The organism is Brevibacterium sp. 91QC2O2, assembly GCF_024580695.1.
In the GTDB taxonomy this organism is placed as follows: domain Bacteria; phylum Actinomycetota; class Actinomycetes; order Actinomycetales; family Brevibacteriaceae; genus Brevibacterium; species Brevibacterium moorei.
Window position 1 is genome coordinate 181,219 of sequence record NZ_JANIJY010000003.1, and the last position, 18,220, is coordinate 199,438.

Consider the following 18,220-nt stretch of genomic DNA (forward strand, 5'->3'; position numbering starts at 1 on the left):
GTTAAACGTAGGTCAGTGGAAGCGGGCTCAGCCGATGACCGCGAGCACATCGCGGGCCGAGAGCACCAGGTACTCCTCGCCACCGAACTTGACCTCGGTGCCGCCGTACTTCGAGTAGATGACCTTGTCGCCCTCGGCGACGTCCAGGGCGATGCGGTTGCCATTGTCGGCGACGCGGCCGGGGCCCACTGCCACGACCTCGCCCTCCTGGGGCTTTTCCTTGGCGGTGTCGGGGATGACCAGACCGGAGGCTGTGGTCTGCTCGGCCTCGAGCTGGCGGATGACGATCCGATCCTCGAGCGGCTTGATGTTAACCGACATGTTCGGACACTCCTTCATGTTCATAAGGTGGTGGGCCGCCTGGGCGGCCGTGGTTCGACGCGGGACCCGGAGTCGGACGCCGAGGCCTCCGCGCCGCGGGTCCGTTCGTCGTCGCGGGTGCCGAACGGTGCGATTGTGCGGGTGCCGACGGGTCCGATGTGCTGTGGAATCCCACTTAGCACTCACGGAGCTCGTGTGCTAACTCCGACTTTATGACTGACTTGGCACTCATGCAACTCGAGTGCCAGATCTCGACACGATTCGTCTTGCGCCCACAGCTGACGGGCAGCCGACTCTCAGGCCAGGGCCCAGCCACCCAGGGCGCGTTCGGCGTTGGCGGTCACCAGGTTCGCCACCTCGGCCTCCTTGGCCACGTTCTCCGGGGTCGCGGTAGGACCGGGTTGACCGGGCTGCGCCGGCTTGCGCGCCGGCTTGCGCGCCGGCGGCGGGAACTCCGCGCCCAACCGGACCTCGGCCAGCTTGCGCACCGTCAAGGGGACCAGGTACGAACCGCCCGGCTTGCCGCGGTGCGGATGCGGGGTGAGGAATGGCGCGTCGGTCTCGGTCAGCAGCAGCTCATCGGGCACGGCGGCCGCAGCCGCCCGCAAATCGTGTGCGTTCTTGAACGTGATGTTGCCAGAGAACGACATGAGGTAGCCGCGCCGCGCGCACTCCCTGGCCATCGCCTCGTCGCCGGAGAAGCAGTGGAAGATCGTCACGTCCGGGGCCCCGGCATCGGCCAGTATCCGCAGCACGTCCGCATGGGAGTTCCGGTCGTGGATCTGCAGGGCCAGACCCAGGCGCTTGGCGATCTCGATGTGGGCGCGGAAGGACTCCTCCTGGATCCGCCGGCCGGCCGCATCCTCCGTCTGGAAGAAGTCCATGCCGGTCTCCCCCACCACGCGCATCCGCGGGTGCGAGGCCAGCAGCGCCTCGATCTCCGCCAGCGAGTCGTCGAGCAGCCCGACCGCGGCCAGGCGCGGGGCCTCGTTCGGGTGGATCGCCACCCCGCCGAGCATCCAGTCCGGGCGCACCCCCGGCTCATCGCCCGCAGCGACCCTGGCCACCAGGTCAGCGGTGAAGCGGGCCGATGACATCTCACAGCCGATCTGCACGATCCGCGTGATCCCCGCCGTCTGCGCGGCGTCGTGGAAGAAGCTCAGCTGCGGGAAGCCCGTGCCCTCCTGCCCGGGGCCCTCGGCGCCGTCATCGGCCGGATCGACCTCGGGGGCCGGCTCCCCGGCCTTGATCGGCCCGCGCACCCCCAGGCCCAGATCCAGGTGGGTGTGCGTGTCGACTGCGGGAGCTGCCAGGGGGACGGGAATCGGCGGGTAGACGCCGGCGCCTCGTGATGCCACCGCGGCTCAGGCCCCCTGCTTCTGACCGCCGGCCGAACCGGCCGCGGCGTCGTCCTTGGGCGCCTCGTAGCGCGGGAACACGCCCGTGGGCTTGGGCAGTTCGACGCCCGCGGCCAGCGGCGTGGCCAGTGCGGCGAAGCTGCGCACATGGGTGGCCTCGTTGTCATCGCGGCCACCGGCCGAACCGACGGCGGGCACGCCCAGCAGGTCCAGGACCTTGCCCGCGGACTCCGGCATCACCGGCTGGACCAGGATGGAGACCTGCCGCACGACCTCGATCGTGGTGTAGAGGACCGTGGCCATCCGGGCCGGATCGGTCTTCTTGAACTTCCAGGGCTCCTGCGCGCTGAAGTAGCGGTTGGCCTCCTCGAGCACCTTCCACAGGACCTCGACATAGCGGTTGAGCTCCTGGGTTGCGACGAAGCCGCGGGCGGCCTCGTGCGCGGCGGCGGCCTGGTCGAGCAGCGCCCGGTCCGCCTCGGTGAAGTCCGCTTCGGCGATATCCGGCACGATGCCGCCCAGGTTCTTATTCACCATGGACAGCGAGCGTTGGGCCAGGTTGCCGTACTCATTGGCCAGGTCCGAGTTCTTGCGCCCGATGATCGATTCGGCGGAGTAGGAGCCGTCGTTGCCGTAGGAGATCTCGCGCAGCAGGAAGAAGCGCATGGCGTCCAGGCCGAAGGAGTCGACCAGATCGTAGGGGTCGACGACGTTGCCGATCGACTTCGACATCTTCTCGCCCTTGTTGAACAGGAAGCCGTGGGCATGGACGCGCTTGGGCAGTTCGATCCCGGCGCTCATCAGGAAGGCCGGCCAGTACACGGCGTGGAAGCGCACGATGTCCTTGCCGATGATGTGGACGTCGGCCGGCCAGAACTTCTTGAAGGCCTCGCCGTCGACGTTCGGGTAGCCCACGCCGGTCAGGTAGTTCGTCAGGGCGTCGACCCACACGTACATCACGTGCTTCTCATCGCCGGGCACGGGGATGCCCCAGTCGAAGGTGGTGCGCGAGATCGACAGGTCGTTCAGGCCGCCCGAGACGAAGGAGGCGACCTCGTTGCGGCGCACATCGGGGCCGACGAACTCGGGGTGTTCCGCATAGAGCGCCAGCAGTTTGTCCTGGTATGCCGACAGGCGGAAGAAGTAGGATTCCTCCTCCGTCCAGGTCACCTCGGTGCCGGTGGCGGTGGCGTAGCGCTGACCGTCCTCGCGGACTTCGGTTTCGTCCTCGTTGTAATAGGCCTCATCGCGCACCGAGTACCAGCCGGCGTAGCTGTCGAGGTAGATGTCGCCGTTTTCCTCCATCCGCTGCCAGATCGCCTGGCAGCTGGCCACGTGGTCGGCGTCGGTGGTGCGGATGAAGCGGTTGTAGCTGGAGCCCAGGGTGTCCTGCAGGGTGCGGAAGGCCGCGGCGTTGGCGGTGGCCAGTTCCATCGCCGTCACGCCCTGCTTCTGCGCGGTCTGTTGCATCTTCAGGCCGTGTTCGTCCGTGCCCGTCATGAAGAAGACATCCTCACCGTCGAGCCGGTGGAACCGGGCGATCGTGTCGGCCGCGACGTATTCGTAGGCATGGCCGATGTGCGGGGTGCCATTGGGATAGGCGATGGCGGTGGTGATGTAGAAGCTCATGGGGAAAGTCTACTTCGCGGCCGCCTGCCGGTTCGCGCGGCCGGGCGGGCGCAGCCCGCCGGTTGTCCGAGGCCCGCGCCCTGTCCTCATGCTTTGTCAGCCAAGTAGGCCTCGTAGACCTCGCGGGTCTTCAGGCCGGCGTCCTTGGCGATGCGGGCCGCCGCGTCCTTGGCGCGCAGTCCGGCCTCGACCAGCTCGGCCACGGCCGCCACATGGTCCTCCGGCGCCGAGGTCCGCCCCACGAAGCCGGTCACGACCAGGGTGAGTTCGCCGCGCAGACCGTCTGCGGCCTCGGCGGCCAGATCGGCGATCGTCCCGCGCAGCACTTCCTCGTAGGTCTTCGTCAGCTCCCGGCTGATCGTCATGGCCCGCTCCGGACCGAACGCCTGCGCCAGGTCGTCGAGGGTCGCTGCGATCCGGTGCGGGCTTTCGAAGAACACCATCGTGCGCCGCTCATGGGCGAGTTCGGCGAACAGCCGCGAGCGCTCCCCGGACTTGCGCGGCACGAAACCCTCGAAGGTGAAGCGGTCGCTGGGCAGGCCGGACAGGGCCAGGGCCGTGAAGACCGCCGACGGCCCCGGCGCCGAGGTTACCGGCAGTCCGGCGCCCGCGACCGCCTTGACGACGTGGTAGCCGGGGTCGGAGACCGCGGGCATTCCCGCATCGGTCAGCAGCACCACGCGTTTGCCGTGCTGGATCGCCGCCACCACGTCCACGGCCTTGGTCTGTTCATTGTGGTCGAAAACGCTGACCACGTTCTTGGTGTGGGCCAGGCCCAGGCGCTGGGCCAGGCCCAGGAACCGGCGGGTGTCCTCGGCTGCGATCAGATCCGCGCCCTCGATCTCAGCTCGCATCCGCGGGGAGGCATCGGCCAGATTGCCGATCGGGGTGCCGACCAGGACAAGTGCGGCACGAGGTGCTGCAGAGCTGGGCGAATCCGGTTCGAAGGCTGCGGAGGAACTCATGAACCCATCCTCCCACGCCCGTGCCGCCGCGCGACCCGTAGACTGGCGAGGTGTCCGACCTGAGCGAACAGCAGACCCAGCACGCACCCGGCGCCCAGTCCGCCGCAACCGAGTCCGGCGGCCCGAGAGCCGGCGGTTCACGCGGTGGTTCCAGCGGGGTTGCGGCCAGACTCCACGCTGCGCTGCTCAAGCCGGGCGTGGCGTTCTACGCCTGGTTCATCCCCGTGATGCTGACCGTCCTGGGCGGGGCTCTGCGCCTGTACCGGCTGGGCTTCCCCCATTCCCTGGTGTTCGACGAGACCTACTATGTCAAGGACGGCTACGCCCTGTGGCAGTCTGGTTATGAGCGCAATTGGACGAAGGAGGCCAATGACGCCTTCAACCAGGGCGACCCCTCGGGCATCCTGGACACCGGCGAATACGTGGTCCACCCGCCCCTGGGCAAATGGCTGATCGGCGCCGGCGAGCAGATCTTCGGTGTGCAGTCGTCCTTCGGCTGGCGCTTCGCCGCGGCCTTCTTCGGCGCCCTGTCGATCTTCATCCTGGCGCGCCTGGCGATCCGCCTGTTCAAGTCCGTGTGGCTGGGATCCCTGGCGGGCCTGCTGTTGGCCGTCGACGGCGAGCACTTCGTCCATTCGCGCACCAGTCTGCTGGACCTGTTCGTCATGTTCTTCGTCCTGCTGGGCTTCGCCTTCCTGCTCATCGACAAGGAATGGGCGGATCTGACCCTGGCGCGCAGGCTGGGCCTGGAGCCGGCCGACCCGGGGGCCCGGCCGGGTGCCGTGAGCAGGTTCCGGGCCCTGGCCTCGGGCCTGTATCGCACGGCCTTCCTGCCCGGACCGCAGGACCTGGGCAGCGGACCCGGTCTAGGGTGGCGGCCGTGGCGGATCGCCGCCGGACTGAGCCTGGGGTGTGCGATGGGAGTGAAGTGGTCGGGCATCTATGTGCTGGCCGTCTTCGGCATCCTCACGGTGCTGTGGGATCTGGGGCGCAGACGGCGCGCCGGCCTGCTGGGCAGGTGGCGCGGTTGGTTCTTCAAGGACGCGATTCCGGCGTTCGTGTCACTGGTGCCCGTGGCGTTGATCGTCTACGTGCTGTGCTGGTCGGGCTGGATCTTCACCTCCGGCGGTTACGGCCGCGACTGGGCGGAACAGAACTCCGGCTGGTGGTCCGGGTTGCCGGACTGGTTGGTCAGCCTGGCGCACTACCACTACACCGCCTACAAGTTCCACGTCGGGTTGGATTCCGAACACCCCTATATGTCCAATCCCTGGGGTTGGATCGTGCAATGGCGGCCCACCTCCTTCTACTACAAGTCCCCCGAACTGGGTGAAGCCGGGTGTGCGGTCGACCATTGTTCGGCGGCGATCACCTCAGTGGGCAATCCCGTCATCTGGGGCCCGGCGCCCATTGCCGTGCTGGGCATGCTCTTCGTCTGGATCGTCCGGCGTGATTGGCGCACTGGGGCGATCCTGGCGGGCCTGCTGGCGGCCTGGGGCCCGTGGTTCACCTACCAGCACAGGACGATCTTCACCTTCTACACGATCGTCATGGTCCCCTTCGTGGTCCTGGCGGTGGTCTACCTGCTGGGCGTGATCTGGGGCGATGCGGACCGTGTGAGCACAGGCCGCAGGGGCTTCGGCAGCGGTTTCAGCGGTAGCAGTCTGGGCAGTGGGGCCCGGTTCGCGGTCAGCCCTCGCGCCCTGTTCTGGCGCAGGATGGCGGTGGGGCTGATCGTGGCCCTGGCGGTCCTGGCCTTCGCCTTCTTCTACCCCGTGTACACCGGCGAGACCATCCCCTACGAGGACTGGCGCCACCGCATGTTCAACGCCAGCTGGATTTAGCCCGCCTTCCGCATTTTCTAGTTCCAGTCCTATAACACCGCTGAATCCGTAGGTGCTATAGGACTGGAACTAGAAAATGCAGCGGGCCGCCCCTACCCCAGGTGGATTCCGACTTCCCTGGCCTTGCGGACCATGCCATAGCCGGAGGGCCCGGGAATGACATCGCGCCATTCGACCCGGATGAGGTTGTGATGGGCCCGCAGCCGTTCCTCGCGCCGTTTCTCCCGTTTGATGTCGTCTGGGCCCGAGTACTTCGACCAACCGTCCGCTTCGACGATGAGGTTGAGGTGTGGAATGAAGAAGTCAACCCGGTCCTGGAAGCGCCCGTCGCGGGAAATGAAGACCACCTGCTGGTAGACATCGGTGATGCCCAGGTGCTTGAGGGCCAATAGCGTCAGGCTTTCCAAAGGGGATTCGGACAACCCCGTGGTCCACGACGTCAGGCGCCTGGCCCGGCGCATCCCCTTGCGGGAGTTGAGTTTCTCCAATTCGTCGAGCACTGCGCCGAGGATCTGCCTGCGCCTGCTCAGAGCTTCCATGGTCTGGGCGTCGGCAGCCTGGATTCCCCGCTCCGTTCCGCGGCCTGCATCGAACGGTGGGCGCCAGAACCTGAATCGATCGGGGTAGGCGTTGAGGCGGACGTCCTACATGTCGACCACCCCACCGACGAAGGCGTCCGCGGCGATGAAACCGTGCATCTCGTCCTTGTCGCGGAGGATATCCGCCACGGTCCAGATCGGACTGGTCATGAGGACGCCGGGAAGTGCCGAGGCAGAACCGGACAGATGTTCCACTGGCACTGTGCGACGGTGCCGCCGGATGACGGCCGTGGTCTGCGACGACCGGTCAGGGTCGGAGATGGAGATACGGGGGAACTCAGTTACGAACAGCGGGATCCCCTGGGCCGCTGCGGCGGATTGGTGGCTGATGAACTGTCCGGGCGCCAGACCATACGCTCGGATGTGACCCAGGTGGATTGCGATCCTACGGCGGAACATCGACACCTCGGACCTTCCCGGAGTTCCGGTGTCAGGCGGTTCGAGCAACTCAGGACAGTCGATCCACCGGCTAAGGGCAGCGTGTGCGGAGCACCGGCAGACCCGCACGATGAGGTAGATCCCACGGCTGAGAGTTTGGAGACAACACCGAAGACATGAGGCTATTACCGCCTTGCCAATACCAGAGTTTATAAGCGTTTGATGCGTTACAACGTTATACATGCATAGATCATGGCACACAAATGCATGACACGGTAGACACGCCACTTACCTGCATATAAGGGTCTGTTGCATTTTCTACTTTCAGTCCTATAGCACCCCCGGATTCAGCGGTGCTATAGGACTGAAAGTAGAAAATGCGGAGGCTTCACCCAGGCTGCACATCAATGTGGCCGCACGTTCACCTTCGGTTCACGGTCCCCGGCCTACGATGGCGCCCTGTGAATGAGTCAATCGATACCCCAGACATCGCCCGCGCGGCATCTCAACCGCCCGTCGCGGCATCCCCTGCAACACGCGGTTCCACCGCTCCGACGCCGAGGCCGCACACCGTTGCGATCATCCCGGCCAGGGGCGGCTCCAAGGGCATCCCGCTGAAGAACCTGCAGAAGATCTCCGGCGTCACGCTGGTGGGCAGAGCAGTCGACGCGGCGCGCGGCTCCCGGCTGATCGACCAGGTGATCGTATCGACCGATCACGACCAGATCGCGGACGAGGCCCTGGCCCACGGCGCCTCCGTGGTCCGGCGCCCCGCCGATATCTCAAGCGATACCGCCAGCAGTGAATCCGCACTGCTGTACACACTGGACCGGCTGCGCCCACAGCACGAGGGGGACCCGGCCATCACCGTGTTCATCCAGTGCACCTCCCCCTTCATCAACCCCGATGACATCGACCAGGCGATCGGCCGAGTGCTCGCCGACGAGGCTGACTGCGTGTTCTCCGCGACCGAGGACCACAGCTTCCTGTGGACCCTGAAGCCTGCCCAGACCCCGGCCCACGCCCAGACACCTCCCACGGCGATTCCCGTCGGCCACGAGGCATCGTTCCGCCCACGCCGGCAGGACCGGAAGAAGCACTTCAATGAGACCGGCGCCTTCTACGTCATGCGCACCACGGGCCTGCGCGAACACGGCCACAGGTTCTTCGGCCGGATCGCGATCCAGGAGGTGCCCCCGGAGGACGCCCGCGAGATCGACACCCTGGCCGACCTGACCGCCCTGCGGATCGCGGCGCAGACCCGCACACCGGCCTCGGCACTGGACGTCGACGCTATCGTCACGGACTTCGACGGGGTCCACACGGACGACTCGGCCTTCGTCGACGAGTCGGGCCGTGAACATGTGCGGGTCCACCGCGGGGACGGCTTGGGGATCGCGGCGGCCCGAGCCGCGGGCCTGCCGTTCCTCATCCTGTCCAAGGAACGCAATCCGGTGGTCGGCGCCAGGGCCGAGAAGCTGCGCGTCGAGGTCATGCAGGGGGTGGACGACAAGGCTGCCGCACTGCGGACGTGGATGGCGGATCGGAACCTGAACCCGGCACGCGTCGCCTACATCGGCAACGACGTCAACGATCTGCCCGCCTTCAACCAGGTGGGCTGGCCGATTGCCGTGGCCGACGCCCACCCCTCGGTGCTCACCGCCGCCCGGCTGAAGTTGAAGAACCGGGGCGGGCACGGGGCCGTCCGGGAACTGTGCGATCTGGCGGTCGGCCAACCAGCACCGATCGCGGTCCAACCCGAGGCTCCGCCCGCGGTGACATCCGCGGCCTTGCCCGAGGCCCCGCCCGAGCCCCGCCTGCACAGCGTGGCCGGATGACCCACCCCGCTGTGCAGACGGACCCGAATCAGACTTTCCAGACGCCCCAGACAACCCAGACGAACACAGGAGAAACGATCATGACGATCATCGAGAACACCACCATCGCCCGCCCCAACACGACCAACCCCGGCATCCAGGTCGGCGAACACTTCATCGGCCCGGGCCAGCCGGTCTACCTGATCGGCGAGATCGGCATCAACCACAACGGGGACGTCGAACTGGCCAAGCGGATGATGGACGTCGCCGCAGCAGCCGGCGCGCAGGCCGTGAAGTTCCAGAAGCGCAATCCGGACATGGCGGTGCCCGAGGCCCAGAAGTCCAAGCCCAAATCCACTCCGTGGGGCGAAATGACCTACCTGGAGTACAAGTACCGGGTGGAGTTCGAGGAGGCCGAGTACGCGCAGATCGACGAGTACGCCAAGCAGCTGGGTTTGCAGTGGTTCGCCAGCCCCTGGGACACGGATTCCGTGGCCTTCCTGCAGAAGTTCGACGCGGTCGTCTACAAGATCGCGAGCGCCTCGATCACGGATCTCGAGCTGCTGCGGGCGATCCGCGCTACCGGCAAGCCGATCCTCATGTCCACCGGCATGTCGGACTTCGAGCTGATCGACCGGGCGGTTGAGACGGTGGGCACGGACAATCTGGTGCTCATGCACGCGACCTCGACCTATCCGCTGCCGGCCGAGGAGGTCAACCTGCTGGCGATTCCGGCACTGCGGGAGCGCTACGGCGTGCCGGTGGGCTATTCGGGCCACGAGACGGGCACGGCGATCTCGGTCGCGGCAGTGGCTCTGGGCGCGGTGACGGTGGAGCGCCACATCACGCTGAGCAATGAGATGTGGGGCTCCGACCAGTCCGCCTCGATGGAGCCCGATGAGTTCATCCGCCTGGCCGAGGACATCCGCCGGGTCTCCATCGCCCTGGGCGACGGCGTCAAGCGCGTGATGCCGGGCGAGGAGTCGAAGATCGAGTCCCTGCGCGTGAAGAAGTAAGCCGGTGGGCTCGACTTCCCCTGTCAGTACTCCTCCGGTCGGCACTCCCCTGGTCGGCACTCCCCTGGTCAGCGTCGTCATCCCCGCGCACAACGCCCAGGACTACCTGGGCGATGCACTGGGCTGCCTGGCCTGGCAGGGCATCGATCCCGCCCTGGTGCAGCCGGTGGTCATCGACGATGGATCACAGGATCGCACTGCCGAGGTCGCAGCCGCGGCCCTGGCCCCGTTCCCCACCGCTGTGCTCACCCGCGTGCCTGCCGCGCGCGGGGTGTCGGCGGCGCGGAATCTGGGGCTGCGCGAGGCGACCGGGCGGTTCGTGACCTTTTTGGATGCCGATGACTGGTTCGCCGGCGGCTACCTGGCCCATATGGTCGATGTCCTCGAAGAGTTGGATGTGGATTTCGTGCGCACTGACCTGGTCCGCGCGGCAGGCAAGGCGCGCAGGCTGTGGCGGGCCCCGGTGGCGCTGCGCGGGAAAGCCCTGGCCACCCGGGATTTCATCGACTCACCGGTGGGATTCCAAGCCACGATGGTGGATTTCCCAAGCACGCTGGCCGGTCTCTACCGACGGGAATTGGCCGAACACGCCGAGCAGGCGGCCGCCGGATGCCCCGGTGTCCTGTACTTCGATGAGTCCCTGCGCACAGCGGAGGACAGGGAGTGGAACTGGCGGTTGTTCCTGGCAGATCTGCGCTTCGCAGTGGTCGACTCGCACGCGCCGGTATACCGCAGAAAGGTGTCCACGTCCCTGACTGCGACCTATGACGAAAGGCAGATGGACATCGTGCCCAGTTGCCTGGGGATCATCGAACGCTGTCGGGCGGACCCGGATCTGGACCGTTTCGCCCTCAAAGCGGGGCACAATCTGCTGGCGCTGGTCGACATCCACTTGAAACGCGACGACCTGCCCGCGCATCTGCGCACCACCCTGGTCGAACGCACCGCGGGGGCGCTGACCGCTCTGCGCCCGGCCGAGTTGGACCGGCTCGCCTCCGGGCTGGGTTCCCAGCGGTCCAGACGCCTGGCACCCGTGTTGACCCGAGTGGCCGGGGAGCGCCAGAGCATCGACAGAAATAAGGATGCCGGAGCCTCCTCCGAGTACCACCGAAAGGCAGCATGAAACAGATCTTCGAGGTCTCCAGCCTGTTCCAGCTGGCCAATCTGCACGCAGCACTGTCCGCCGGACTGATCGGTCCGGCGGACGAACGGATCCTGCTGATCAGCGACAACCGGGTGATCAACGACTTCGGCGCACCGTTCCACTCATCCCCGATCGGCCAGACTCTGACTCCGGTCTTCGACCGGGTCATCGAGTTCAACCGACTGATCTGGCCCAACCATCCGGCCACCTGGCGCCCGCGCGCGGACGATCTCCCGCTCCTCGAACGCCTGCTGCGCCGCGAATGGAATCTGGGAACCGCGGACCTGGAACTGTACGTCGAATCGATCCAGAGCCCACCGGCGACGGCCCTGGCCGAGGTCTTCGGCACCTCGGCCGTGTTCGTCCACGCCGACGGCCTGATGAGCTATGGGCCCACCCGCAATGTGCTGCCGGTCCAGCTGTCCCAGCGCTTGGCCGGGCTCATCATCGCCGAGCTGGTACCGGGCCTCGACCCCGTCCTGCTGGCCGAGTACCGGGTGCCGGTCCTGCGCGTGCCCGCGGCCGCGCTGCGGGCGACCTTCGAGCTCATGAGTCGCGCGGCCGATCCTGCACTCGCCGCCTTCGCCGCGGACACCACCGCGCACACAGAGCACACCGGGCCCACTGCCATCATCGTGGGCCAGTACCTGGCGGACATCGACCTGCTCACGACAGAGGAGGAACAGGGACTCTATGCCTCGATGCTGCGCACCGCGGTGGACGAGGCCACTGCGGTGGGTTCCGGGGCCGCTCGCATCCTGTTCAAACCGCATCCGGCCGCCGGGGCCATGGTGACGGCGCTGCTGCACGAACAGGCCACTGCACTGGGCGTCCAGTTGGAGGTCCTGCCCGCCCAGGTGCCTGTCGAGCTGTGCATCCACCGGCTGTGCCCCGACCTGATCGTCGGCTGTTTCTCCACCGCCCTGGCCACCGCCTCCGGGCTCTACGGGGTGCGGGCCTACGCTGTGGGCACCGAATTGGCGCTGGAGCGCTTCACACCCTACGAGAACAGCAATCGGATACCCGTGACAATCTGCGACTTCCTATGGGCACAGGGCGGGCCGGGCGGCGAACCGTCCCCGACCTCGGATCTGGCGGCTGTGGCCGAGGCCCCCGCCGGCCGGGCCCGCGCGGCCGAGCAGGTGCCCGGGCTCCAGCGGCTGGTTCACGCCGTTGCCTACTGCATGCAGCCACAGATCCTGCCCGGACTGCGTGAGGAGGCGGCCTCACTCTTAGCCGACGCGTATCCGGCACACGCCCGGTACTTCAAACGACGCCGGCTGACCAAGCTCGACCTGCCCGGCCGGCTACCCCCGAAACCACAGCCGGAAGCCTCGGGGTCCTCGGTGCTGATCCGAAAGCTGCGGCGCAGGGCCGGGCGATTCTCCGGGCGCATCGTCCGGCGGGTGCGACGGCTACGACGTACCCGGGGAGTTCAGTCTTGAGCTGCGCGCCAGGCGGCCGCGGCGACCGCGGACTTCGCGATATCGGCCAACCCGTACTCGGCCTTCCACCCCAGTTCGGTGGAGATTGCCGTGACATCGGCGATCAACCGCGGCGGGTCCCCCGCCCGACGATCACCGATCTCCGGAGTCAACGGCCGACCCAGCGCATCGGAGAGCGCATCGATGACCTCGCGCACACTGGCACCCTGCCCCGTGCCCACGTTGAACGTCGAGACCCGCGGCCGGCCCGCCGCCAAAGCATCCAGGGCGTACACGTGTGCCAGTGCCAGGTCCTTGACATGCACATAGTCACGGATACAGGTGCCGTCATCGGTGTCGTAGTCATCACCGAAGATCACCGGGGCCAGGTCCCGGGCCTCACGGTCCAACACGATCGGGAACAGGTTCATCACCGCAGTATCGGCCAGGTCGTTCCAGCCGGTGCCGGCGACGTTGAAGTACCGCAGCTTGATCGCGTTGAGCCCGGTCGCCGCCATCACATCGTCGATCATCCATTCGCCGATCAGCTTCGTCTGCCCGTAGGGGTTGATCGGGCGGCAGTCGATGTCCTCTTCGACCATCAGCCGGTCGGGCATCCCGTAGACCGCCGCCGACGAGCTGAACACGAGGCGGTCCACGCCGGTGCGCTCCAGGGCGGCCAGCAGGTTGGCCAGGCCGGTGACGTTCTGCTGGTAGTACCACAGGGGCCGCTGAACACTTTCCCCGACCTGTTTCTTCGCGGCGAAGTGGACGACGGAGTCGACGCCGTAGCGTTCGATGACCTCGACCAGGCGATCGGTGGCATCGGCGTGGGACAGGTCGATCTGCTCCAGCGGCAGCTCGCCGATCCGGGAGGCGATGCCATTTGACATATTGTCCACGATCACCACATCGTCGCCGCGCTGTTCCAACAGCCGCACGACATGCGATCCGATATAGCCGGCACCACCGGTCACCAAGACAGTCACAAGTCCCCCTCCAAGGATTGAATACCTTACGTATCATGGCATATCACGCACAGACGGTGCCCGGCGGCACCCCGGATCCGGCCACAGCATCGCACGCCTTTGTAGAGTCCCCCCTGCAATTCCTCTCCGTGCTCGAGGCCCGGCTGATCGACGAGGCGCTTATCGTCCACGCCAGGACCCAGGCGGCGGGCATGACGGGCTTTCTGGCGCAGTTCCCCATCGACCGGCTGCCCTCCGGCGTGGTCGTCGAGGCCGAGGCGCCCGGCCAGGACGTCTCACCCGCCCGCCTGCCGCGCACCTCGGGTCGGGTGTTGGTGGGCGATGTGCTTTCCGGGAGCTTCCAGCGCCGGCTGCTGGGATCGCTGCCCGCCGTGCCCCGCGAGCTGGTGATGGTCGACGACGGCCTGGCCACGATCGGAGCCGCGCGCAGCCTGACTCGGCGCCGGCCGGCGCCCCTGGTGCGCTCCCGGCTCGATGCCTCCCCGGCCAGGCGTGCCCTGGGCCTGGCCACCGCGGTAGTGCTGCGCAGGCTCATGCGGGCCGGCCGACTGCGCTGGGTCAGCGCGATGAAGGTCGACAAGCGGCTGGCCCGGGACTTCACGGGTGCAGGCGGCAGGCTGGCACGCCACCGATTCGAATGGGCGCGCGGACTGAACCTGGGCGATGACACATCAGAGGACGCCGCGGAACCGCCGACGGTCATCCTGGGTTCGGCCCTGGCCGCCGACGGACTGATCGACCAGGACGCCTACGCCTCCTGGGTCGCGGACCAGGTCCGAACCGCGGACCAGAGGACTGTGGACCAGAGCACCACTGACCAGAGCACCACTGACCAGACGACCGAGCCCCAGGCGGGCCAGTGCGTCTACTATCCGCACCGGCGTCAGAGCCCTGAGCTCCTGGACCGACTGGCCCACATCCCCGGCCTGACGATCGCAGCCCCCGGCCTGCCCGTGGAGCTGCGGTTGGCCCACTCCCCCAAACACACCCGGGTGTGTTCCCTGCCTTCGACCGCGGTGACCACCCTGCCGCTGGTCATGCGGGCTCCGAGGGTCGAAGTCGATCCGATCCCTGCGGCCTGGTGGACCGGACGCGGGCCCGACTCCACCCGGCGCGAACTCAACGAGCTGACCCACAACCGGCTGCCGGTGAAGAAACCCCGGACGGCGTTGGTGAACATCCTGGCGATCGCCGACAGCGAATCGTATCTGAAGTGGGCCGCACGACTGGTGGACTCCCTGGCCGCGGCGCATCCGGGGATCCGGGTGGAGGTGGTGCTGATGGATACGCCGATCCGTCCCACCGGCACGCAAATCGCCCACGCCGTATCCGGCACCAGGTGGGAGGACCTGGACGTGCGCATCGTGCCCCGGACCAAGCTGCGCGCACTGCTCACGGCGGTGCGCCCCACCGTCGTCCTGGCAGCCGCCACCGGCCCCGTCGCAGCCCAGGTGTTCGCCGTGGCCGCGTCGCTGAAGAACCGGCCGGGGCTGGTCTCCGGCCTGCCCGGCATGGGACTACCCGCGACCCTGCGCGGGCAACGCTACCGACGGCTCGGCGATGTGTTCATCACGCATTCGGCTGCCGAACGCACCGCCTATGATGAGGCGATCAGGCGCACCAGGGCCCGGGCCCGTGCAGTGGTCACGACCCTGCCGATGCTGGGCAGCGCCGGGCGGATCCCACCGGCTGTGACCGACCCCGTGGATACGGTGGTCTTCGCCCCACAGGCCAAGGTGCCACAGCGCTGGGACCAGCGGGCCGCCCTGCTTGAGGCGCTGGCAGCCTGGCAGCGGGCGGGCACCGGGCAGGCGCCTCGGCGGGCGATCCTGAAGGTCCGCAGCCTGCCGGGCGAACAGGAGACGCACGCGGAGCGGCACAGTTATCTGCAGATCCGGCGGGAATTGGTGACCGCGGGTGCGCTCGCCGAAGCCGAGGTCGAGGTGGCCGTGGGGCCTATGTCCGAGTTTCTGCGGCCGGGCTGCGCGCTGGTGACGGTCAGCTCGACTGCGATGCTCGAGGCCCTGGACCGGGGGCTGCCGGGTCTGGTGGTCTCGGATTTCGGGGTGGACCGCGCAATGCTCAACGAGGTCTTCGCCGGGTCCGGGCTGGAGGGCACGCTAGCAGACCTGGCCCGTGGCCGGTTCCAGCACGCCGAGCGCAGCTGGTTGGAGGCGAATTACTTCCAGCCCGCCACTTCACAACTGTGGGACGAGATCGAGGAGCTGGCACAGCAGGCCGCGGCCGGGGAGTTGGAACGGCAGCGCACCGCTATGCTGCACCTGGGCTACCGGCGCCTCCGGGCCGAGGTCCGTAGCGTGATGCCGCGGCAAGTGGTCACCGCGTACCGACGGACGCGTCGTCGTCTACTGGGATGGTTTCCCGGTCCGGATGGGCGGGTTCTTCCTTGAACACCCAGTGCCGGTAGGCGAAAAAGCGGAACACCATGCCCAGGGCGATGCCCACGATGTTCATGGAGATGTTGTAGCTGATGGGGTCGCGCAAGCCCAGGATGTAGACCGTAAACCAGCCGGGGACCAGGACGACGCCCATGCCCACCAGGTTGACGATTGCGAAGCGGACCATGCCGCGGATATTGGATCCGGTCTGCCGTTTGCCGTAGGTCCACAGGCGGTTACCCAGCCAGGACACCGCGACGCTGACGACGGTGGAGATGATCTTGGCCTTGAGCGGGCTGTCGTGCATGAGCGCCGGCATGATCCACAGGCCGAAGACCAACAGATTCGACAGGCCCACGTCCACGATGTAACTGATACCGCCGACGGTCAGAAACTGGAATACCTCAATGGCAAGCTGCTTGGCGCGGGGCGGCATCCAGTTCAGCATGGGCGTGGGATGAACCTAACGACTCGAATCGGGTAAGCGGGACCTAACAGGCCCACTGTACCGCCCCAGGCTGTGTTCTCCGGAAGACTCCGCTGCGATCCGCATCACAGGGCTAGGGCGGTTGTGCGCAGTCGCACTTCAGAACAGACCCGTGATCTGACCCTGTTCGTCGACGTCGATGCTCAGCGCAGCCGGCTGCTTGGACAGGCCCGGCATGGTCATGATGTCCCCGCACACCGCGACGACGAATCCAGCGCCGGCGGCCAGGCGCACATCGCGGACCTCGAGGGTGTGTCCGGTCGGCGCACCCAGCAGGGACGCATCGGTGGAGAACGAGTACTGGGTCTTCGCGATACACACGGGCAGGCCCGCGAACCCGTCGGCGGCGAACAGTGCCAGCTTCTTGGCCACGCGCTTGGGGAAGACGACTTCGCCGGCCCCGTAAATGCGCCGGGCCACCGCGGTGATCTTGTCTTCGAGCTTCTCATCCAGGTCATAGGCGAACCGCGGCTCGCCCGGCTTGAGTCCTTCGTCCTCCGACGCCGAGGCCGACTCCGTCTGCTCGATCGCGGCGACGACTGCGCGGGCCAGGTCCAGGGCACCGGCACCCCCGTTGGCCCAGTGGGTGGCTTCGCATGCGGTGATGCCGCGTTCGGCGAGTTCCGCGATCAGAGCGGCGACTTCCGCGTCTGTGTCGCTGGGGAACCGGTTGATGCTCACTACCGTTGGCAGGCCGTAGACCCCACCCAGGTTCTCCAGGTGCCGCAGCAGATTGGGCAGGCCCGCGCGCATCGCATCGAGGTCCTCCGTCTCCAGGTCCGCTTTCGCGACTCCCCCGTGGTACTTCAGCGCCCGCACTGTCGCCACCACGACCGCGGCGGACGGCCACAGGCCGGCCTGGCGGCATTTGATGTCGAGGAACTTCTCCGCGCCCAGATCCGCGCCGAAACCCGCTTCGGTGACCGCGTACATACCGTGGGCCAGGGCGGCCCGGGTGGCCAGGACACTGTTGCAGCCATGGGCGATGTTGGCGAAGGGGCCGCCGTGGACGAAGGCCGGCGTGCCCTCGATGCTCTGGACCAGGTTGGGGTCGATCGCGTTCTTCAGCAGGGCGGCCATAGCGCCGGCCACGCCCAGGTCGCCCACCGTCACCGGCAGGTTGGCCCGGGTCCGAGCGACGACGATGCGGGATAGGCGTTCTTTGAGGTCGGCCAGGTCGGCGGCCAGGCAGAACACCGCCATGACCTCGCTGGCGACGACGATGTCGAAGTGGTCCTCGCGTGGGATCCCACCGGTGATCCCACCCATGCCGATCGCAATGTTGCGCAGTGCCCTGTCGTTGAGATCCACGACTCGGCGGATCTCCACGCGGCGCGGATCGATGTCCAGGGTGTTGCCCTGGTGCATATGGTTGTCCAGGACTGCCGCGGCCAGGTTATTGGCCAGGGCGATGGCGTTGAAGTCCCCGGTGAAGTGGAGGTTGATGTCCTCCATCGGCAGGATCTGCGCATGGCCGCCACCTGCGGCGCCGCCCTTCATACCGAAGACCGGGCCCAGGCTGGGCTCGCGCAGAGCCAGGGTTGCCGGCACCGTCCCCGCTGGGACGTCCCAGGAGTCGACCTGAGCCAGTTGGTTCAGTCCATCGGCCAGGCCGATGCTGGTAGTGGTCTTGCCCTCGCCGGCGGGAGTGGGGCTCATCGCGGTGACCAGGATCAGTTTGCCCTGTCCGCGGTCCTCCCCCGCTTTGAGCACCTTAACCAAAATCTTCGCCTTGTCGTGTCCGAACGGGATGATGTCCTCCGGGGTCAGCCCCACGGAGGCGGCGATGTCTCCGATGGGCTTGAGGACGGCGGCTTGGGCGATCTCAAGGTCAATGCTCATAGGACCAT

At 67.2% G+C, this 18,220-nt stretch carries 15 protein-coding genes; 6 read left to right on the forward strand and 9 right to left on the reverse strand.

Translation table 11 applies throughout. The features are described 5' to 3' along the window. Positions 1-27: 27 nt before the first annotated feature. The 4 genes from groES to rsmI form a co-directional block, all read right to left on the reverse strand. Entirely contained in the window at positions 28-321 is a 294-nt protein-coding gene (groES, locus tag NQ036_RS04305) for a co-chaperone GroES (protein WP_257046946.1), read from the reverse strand. 296 nt (positions 322-617) lie between these two features. Next, a complete protein-coding gene (locus NQ036_RS04310) occupies positions 618-1,679 on the reverse strand; it encodes a TatD family hydrolase (protein WP_257057229.1) in 1,062 nt (353 codons plus the stop codon). A gap of 6 nt (positions 1,680-1,685) precedes the next feature. Beyond that, positions 1,686-3,308, reverse strand: a complete 1,623-nt coding sequence (gene metG / locus NQ036_RS04315; protein WP_257057231.1) for a methionine--tRNA ligase — start codon at positions 3,306-3,308, stop codon at positions 1,686-1,688. A gap of 86 nt (positions 3,309-3,394) precedes the next feature. Beyond that, on the reverse strand, positions 3,395-4,273 hold the full coding sequence (rsmI, locus tag NQ036_RS04320) for a 16S rRNA (cytidine(1402)-2'-O)-methyltransferase (RefSeq protein ID WP_257057233.1): 879 nt from the start codon (positions 4,271-4,273) through the stop codon (positions 3,395-3,397). A gap of 50 nt (positions 4,274-4,323) precedes the next feature. Here rsmI and NQ036_RS04325 point away from each other — a divergent pair, with 50 nt between their 5' ends. Continuing rightward, positions 4,324-6,117, forward strand: a complete 1,794-nt coding sequence (locus NQ036_RS04325) for a phospholipid carrier-dependent glycosyltransferase (protein WP_257057235.1) — start codon at positions 4,324-4,326, stop codon at positions 6,115-6,117. Between the two features lie 92 nt (positions 6,118-6,209). Here the strand turns inward: NQ036_RS04325 and NQ036_RS04330 are convergent, their stop codons facing one another. Together NQ036_RS04330 and NQ036_RS04335 are read right to left on the reverse strand one after the other, a co-directional pair. Then, positions 6,210-6,656 carry a hypothetical protein gene (locus NQ036_RS04330; RefSeq protein ID WP_257046941.1) on the reverse strand — a complete coding sequence of 149 codons (447 nt, stop codon included), beginning with the start codon at positions 6,654-6,656 and terminating at the stop codon, positions 6,210-6,212. A 105-nt stretch (positions 6,657-6,761) separates the two neighbouring features. Next, entirely contained in the window at positions 6,762-7,115 is a 354-nt protein-coding gene (locus tag NQ036_RS04335; protein ID WP_257057237.1) for a hypothetical protein, read from the reverse strand. 440 nt (positions 7,116-7,555) lie between these two features. On the opposite strand from NQ036_RS04335, the gene NQ036_RS04340 reads away from it, so the two are divergent. From NQ036_RS04340 to NQ036_RS04355, 4 genes are all read left to right on the forward strand, one after another. Next, positions 7,556-8,932: a cytidylyltransferase domain-containing protein gene (locus tag NQ036_RS04340; RefSeq protein WP_373456776.1), complete on the forward strand. Its 1,377-nt coding sequence runs from the start codon at positions 7,556-7,558 to the stop codon at positions 8,930-8,932. Positions 8,933-9,012: 80 nt separating this feature from the next. Then, a complete protein-coding gene (locus NQ036_RS04345) occupies positions 9,013-9,927 on the forward strand; it encodes an N-acetylneuraminate synthase family protein (RefSeq protein ID WP_257057239.1) in 915 nt (304 codons plus the stop codon). Positions 9,928-9,931: 4 nt separating this feature from the next. Then, entirely contained in the window at positions 9,932-11,050 is a 1,119-nt protein-coding gene (locus NQ036_RS04350) for a glycosyltransferase family 2 protein (RefSeq protein WP_257046938.1), read from the forward strand. Further along, complete coding sequence (locus NQ036_RS04355; protein ID WP_257046937.1) at positions 11,047-12,516, forward strand: alpha-2,8-polysialyltransferase family protein; 1,470 nt, start codon at positions 11,047-11,049, stop codon at positions 12,514-12,516. The genes NQ036_RS04350 and NQ036_RS04355 overlap by 4 nt, the downstream gene beginning before the upstream one ends. Here NQ036_RS04355 and galE read toward each other — a convergent pair. Then, positions 12,507-13,484, reverse strand: a complete 978-nt coding sequence (gene galE, locus NQ036_RS04360) for a UDP-glucose 4-epimerase GalE (RefSeq protein ID WP_257046936.1) — start codon at positions 13,482-13,484, stop codon at positions 12,507-12,509. The genes NQ036_RS04355 and galE overlap by 10 nt on opposite strands. Positions 13,485-13,519: 35 nt before the next feature. On the opposite strand from galE, the gene NQ036_RS04365 reads away from it, so the two are divergent. After that, complete coding sequence (locus tag NQ036_RS04365; protein WP_257046935.1) at positions 13,520-15,895, forward strand: DUF6716 putative glycosyltransferase; 2,376 nt, start codon at positions 13,520-13,522, stop codon at positions 15,893-15,895. Here NQ036_RS04365 and NQ036_RS04370 read toward each other — a convergent pair. Then, complete coding sequence (locus NQ036_RS04370; protein ID WP_257046934.1) at positions 15,822-16,331, reverse strand: GtrA family protein; 510 nt, start codon at positions 16,329-16,331, stop codon at positions 15,822-15,824. The two genes, NQ036_RS04365 and NQ036_RS04370, sit on opposite strands and share 74 nt — an antisense overlap. 138 nt (positions 16,332-16,469) lie before the next feature. Beyond that, positions 16,470-18,212, reverse strand: a complete 1,743-nt coding sequence (locus NQ036_RS04375; protein ID WP_257057241.1) for a formate--tetrahydrofolate ligase — start codon at positions 18,210-18,212, stop codon at positions 16,470-16,472. Positions 18,213-18,220: the final 8 nt, after the last annotated feature.

Excerpts from the sequence above, each read along its gene's own strand:
- groES (WP_257046946.1), bottom strand. The coding sequence starts at position 321 with ATGTCGGTTAACATCAAGCCGCTCGAGGATCGGATCGTCATCCGCCAG.
- metG (WP_257057231.1), bottom strand. The coding sequence starts at position 3,308 with ATGAGCTTCTACATCACCACCGCCATCGCCTATCCCAATGGCACCCCG.
- rsmI (WP_257057233.1), bottom strand. The coding sequence starts at position 4,273 with ATGAGTTCCTCCGCAGCCTTCGAACCGGATTCGCCCAGCTCTGCAGCA.
- NQ036_RS04330 (WP_257046941.1), bottom strand. The coding sequence starts at position 6,656 with ATGGAAGCTCTGAGCAGGCGCAGGCAGATCCTCGGCGCAGTGCTCGAC.
- NQ036_RS04335 (WP_257057237.1), bottom strand. The coding sequence starts at position 7,115 with ATGTTCCGCCGTAGGATCGCAATCCACCTGGGTCACATCCGAGCGTAT.
- NQ036_RS04345 (WP_257057239.1), top strand. The coding sequence starts at position 9,013 with ATGACGATCATCGAGAACACCACCATCGCCCGCCCCAACACGACCAAC.
- NQ036_RS04355 (WP_257046937.1), top strand. The coding sequence starts at position 11,047 with ATGAAACAGATCTTCGAGGTCTCCAGCCTGTTCCAGCTGGCCAATCTG.
- NQ036_RS04365 (WP_257046935.1), top strand. The coding sequence starts at position 13,520 with ATGGCATATCACGCACAGACGGTGCCCGGCGGCACCCCGGATCCGGCC.
- NQ036_RS04370 (WP_257046934.1), bottom strand. The coding sequence starts at position 16,331 with ATGCTGAACTGGATGCCGCCCCGCGCCAAGCAGCTTGCCATTGAGGTA.
- NQ036_RS04375 (WP_257057241.1), bottom strand. The coding sequence starts at position 18,212 with ATGAGCATTGACCTTGAGATCGCCCAAGCCGCCGTCCTCAAGCCCATC.